This window comes from Bradyrhizobium sp., assembly GCF_049581145.1.
GTDB lineage: Bacteria > Pseudomonadota > Alphaproteobacteria > Rhizobiales > Xanthobacteraceae > Bradyrhizobium.
In genome coordinates, this window is record NZ_JBAURI010000759.1 from 1 (window position 1) to 2,176 (window position 2,176).

At 66.1% G+C, this 2,176-nt stretch carries 3 protein-coding genes; 1 reads left to right on the plus strand and 2 read right to left on the minus strand.

The window, feature by feature from the left end:
* Positions 1-207: 207 nt before the first annotated feature.
* Positions 208-1,302 (minus strand): patatin-like phospholipase family protein, encoded by a 1,095-nt coding sequence (locus WCB02_RS24905; RefSeq protein WP_423962355.1) that lies wholly within the window; start codon positions 1,300-1,302, stop codon positions 208-210.
* A gap of 152 nt (positions 1,303-1,454) precedes the next feature.
* Entirely contained in the window at positions 1,455-1,592 is a 138-nt protein-coding gene (locus WCB02_RS24910; RefSeq protein ID WP_423962356.1) for a hypothetical protein, read from the minus strand.
* 171 nt (positions 1,593-1,763) lie between these two features.
* Between WCB02_RS24910 and WCB02_RS24915 the strand changes: the two genes are divergently transcribed.
* Positions 1,764-2,176: Sir2 family NAD-dependent protein deacetylase (locus WCB02_RS24915; RefSeq protein WP_423962358.1), on the plus strand; the 413-nt coding region annotated here is incomplete at its 3' end.

Consider the following 2,176-nt stretch of genomic DNA (forward strand, 5'->3'; position numbering starts at 1 on the left):
GGGCATGACTCCGTGCGGCTTCATACGCGACTGCCGGTTTCCCGGTTCCGCCGCTGCCATGACAACCGGCGAGCGGCGCCAAGGTTCCGCAACTCGAGCCTTAAACCGGCGGCCGCAACGGGAGCGCGGACGGCGTGAGAGCGTTGACGGGCGTCCTTCGGACGGACGGGGCGATCAGGGGTTTCTCACCCCGAGATATCCAGCGGCTCACGTCGGATTCGCGGTGGGTGCGGCGTGCATCGCGGCGCGGGCCGCTTCGTCGTTCAGGAGCGAGCACGGATCCTGCGGCCCCGCGGCCAGCGCCTTCTGGGCCAGGTCGTAGCCCTGTTTTTCCCGCCTCACCAAGGCCTCCGGCGAAAAATCGGCATCGGCGAATTCTTCGGACGGTTCTGGAGGCGTGATCGCGACGATGCGCGGGACACGAACATAGCCGCGGCGTTTCATGGCCTGGTAGGCCGCATGCTGCTTGATGGCGTGATCGTCGGGGAGGCTGTCCAGCGCCTGCATCAGTTCGGCGACCTCGTTGAAGCGGCACAGCAACTTGATGTCCTCCAGGGTCTTGTTGGCGAACTGCAGATTCTTCATCCGCTCCGCGACCCCCGGCATGTTGCCGGGAAGCGGCCCCTTGTTGGGAAACAGGTTCACCACATAGATGGTTCGCTCGGCATCCGGCGATGGATCGAGGCGGTCGAGCACCGCGCCGAGCGGCGTGTTGTCGAACAATCCTCCGTCCCAATAGGATTGCTCGCCGATCGGGGGCGGCTGGTCGATCACGGTCATCGGGAACGCCGGGGGCAGGCTGCCGCTGGCCATGATGTGGTCGAGCTGCAGTCCCTGCCGACTGTCGAAATATTCGATTTCGCCTTTCGCGACATTGGTCGCACTCACCAGCAGCAGCGGATCGGCGCCGGGCTGTTGAAGTTTGTCGATATCGACCAGCTCCCCGAGCGTGCGTCGCAGCGGCTCGGTGTGATAAAAATAGGTCCAGGTCAGCCAATTGAGATAATCGAGCCGCGGGGTGAAAAAATGCGGGTTGCCCCAAAACGACGCGTAAGGCCGCAGCGGCGGCGGCAACAGCTCTCCCGGGACCGTCACTTTCTTCCAGAATGCCGCGAGCGCGTCGAGCGGCTTGCCGCCGGCCGGCCGGGCCAACAGCACGGCGGTAATGGCGCCGATCGAGACGCCGGCGATCACATCCGGCGCCAGGTTCTTCTCGTAGAGCGCCCGCACGGCTCCGAACTCGAAAGCGCCAAGCGCGCCGCCACCCTGGAGGACCAGCGCCGTTCGTGCCGGATGCGTCATGTCACCCTCCGTGCCACCCTCAGTTCCTTGCGCGCTGCTTGCCGCGATTTCACCTCGTCACCGCGCAGAAGCTCCGCGCGGGCGGCCGGACCAGGCGACCGGCGCGCGCGACGATTGCTTCGCGCGACATGCAGCAAGGGCGAAGCTGCCTTTCAGGGGCTGCGCAGGAAGGCCACCAGGTCCGCGATGTTCTGGTCGGTGAGCCCGACATTGAAGCGATTGTTGTAGAAGGTGACGACGTCGAGCAGCGTCGCGATCGGATGAAAAATGCGCGCGCAGGAGCAAGGCAATGGGCCTATTGCTAGCACGCAATCCTTGGTTGCTCAATATCCCATGTGAAATGCGGCTCGCGCGCACGGATTTGACCATGACGCGCGCGGCGCACGTCGCGTGGCGCAAGCCAACGACGCGCCCGGGACCGACGATCGATCGCTCTGGCACCGCGAGCAGGGACGCACTAGATGCTGTCCCGCATGGACACCGCACTGCAGACCTTTGTCGAAAGCCATCAGCGGCTGTTCGTCTTGACCGGCGCCGGCTGCAGCACGAATTCGGGCATCCCCGATTACCGCGACGGCGATGGCAACTGGAAGCGCACGCAGCCGGTCCGCTTCCAGGCCTTCATGGCCGACGAGGCCACGCGCCGGCGCTACTGGGCGCGCAGCATGATCGGCTGGCGACGGTTCGGGCAGGCGCGGCCCAACGATGCGCATCACGCGCTGGCGCGGCTCGAGACCCAGGGCCGGTGCCGGCTGCTGCTCACCCAGAACGTCGACCGGCTGCACCAGGCCGCCGGGAGCAGGGCGGTGATCGACCTGCACGGGCGCCTCGATCTGGTGCGCTGCACCGCTTGCCTCGCGACCATGCGTCGGGC

What these genes read in the sequence shown, in the direction of transcription:
- WCB02_RS24905 (WP_423962355.1), bottom strand. Translation starts at nt 1,302, where the DNA reads ATGACGCATCCGGCACGAACGGCGCTGGTCCTCCAGGGTGGCGGCGCG.